At 52.7% G+C, this 1,057-nt stretch carries 2 protein-coding genes; one reads left to right on the top strand and one right to left on the bottom strand.

Annotation, left to right across the window (positions count from 1 at the left end; translation table 11 throughout):
- Positions 1–206 precede the first annotated feature (206 nt).
- A complete protein-coding gene (locus QJQ48_RS28335) occupies positions 207–494 on the top strand; it encodes a hypothetical protein (RefSeq protein ID WP_346294510.1) in 288 nt (95 codons plus the stop codon).
- A 207-nt stretch (positions 495–701) separates the two neighbouring features.
- On the opposite strand, the gene QJQ48_RS28330 is transcribed toward QJQ48_RS28335, so the two are convergent.
- Positions 702–872 (bottom strand): hypothetical protein, encoded by a 171-nt coding sequence (locus QJQ48_RS28330; protein WP_346294509.1) that lies wholly within the window; start codon positions 870–872, stop codon positions 702–704.
- Between the last annotated feature and the right edge of the window lie 185 nt (positions 873–1,057).

Here is a 1,057-nt window from a genome sequence, read left to right as displayed (position 1 = left end):
GGTTGCTGATCGTTGAAACCCTCATTCCTTCGTTGGACTCAAATTAGTATGCGTTTGCCCTGCACTTGATGCTGCAGACAGAAGCGTTTGCCTTAAGAAGATTCAACAACCCTTAATCTGTCAGCTGAGAGTATTCTGCTTTTCGTAGAAGTGTCATTCTGGGGATTGATTTGCTCCTTCCTATTAGACGACAATGACATAGACGGGTGAGCAGCGATCGCGGCTTCGGCTTGCTCAACGGTGGCCTGAGCGCGGGCGATCGCGGCGTCTTCTTCGAGGTAGCTGGAGTCGAGGATGGGCGGCTGAGTGGCCGGTGGCAGCGGGGCGCTGATGGTGGGGCTTTGCAGCCGTTCGAGGGTGAGGGTGAGCTGCTGTTTCTGCATTTGGAGGCGATTGCGTTCACGGGTGCGATCGGCAATGAGCTGGCCTTGGGTGAGGCGATCGCCTTGCTTGACTTTCAGCCGACGTTCCGCAGGTTAACAGTCTTTTCTTGATGTGTATAGCACAAGCCAATGCCTAAAGCCCTTACCCAGCATAGATTCCTGACTCAGATCAAGTTTCCTGTCGCACTTCTGTCTTAATACTTCGTAACCTTGAGAGCGCTCGATTACTCAACCCCATCTAACGAGATTTCAATCGCTTCAGCGACCTCAAATCAGATGCACAACTGAAAACTAAAAGCAACCTGCGGAATGTAGGTTTCAGGTCTGCGGGGTCGGCAACTGAGACGGTAATGGTGAGGCGGCGCGGCTGGTCGCGGGTAGTTGCTGGCTGCTGTTGTTTTGGGGGAGATTGTGGGGCGGGGGCTGCTGGGCGGCGGCGGCGGTAGCGATCGCCACGCCTGCTAGGACGTATGGAAACAGCCCTTTCATCTCTGCACCCACAAGAAAGTCACAGTGGGAGAATACCCAAAGAAACAGAGAAGTCCTTGACTAAAATCTAGAGCTTCTAGCCTAAGTACAGGACAAAAATTGGACAGCCTCAGAGAAATCTTTAACTCTCCAGTTGAGATTGAGAAGAATCGAGCGCAGATAGTCGAGTCCATAGCGGAACAAGC

Source organism: Sphaerothrix gracilis Ecp01, from assembly GCF_030405905.1.
GTDB lineage: Bacteria > Cyanobacteriota > Cyanobacteriia > Phormidesmidales > Phormidesmidaceae > Sphaerothrix > Sphaerothrix gracilis.
The sequence above is the reverse complement of the archived record's forward strand: the minus strand, read 5'-3'. Positions and strand labels throughout refer to the sequence as shown.

Excerpts from the sequence above, each read along its gene's own strand:
- QJQ48_RS28330 (WP_346294509.1), bottom strand. The coding sequence starts at position 872 with ATGAAAGGGCTGTTTCCATACGTCCTAGCAGGCGTGGCGATCGCTACC.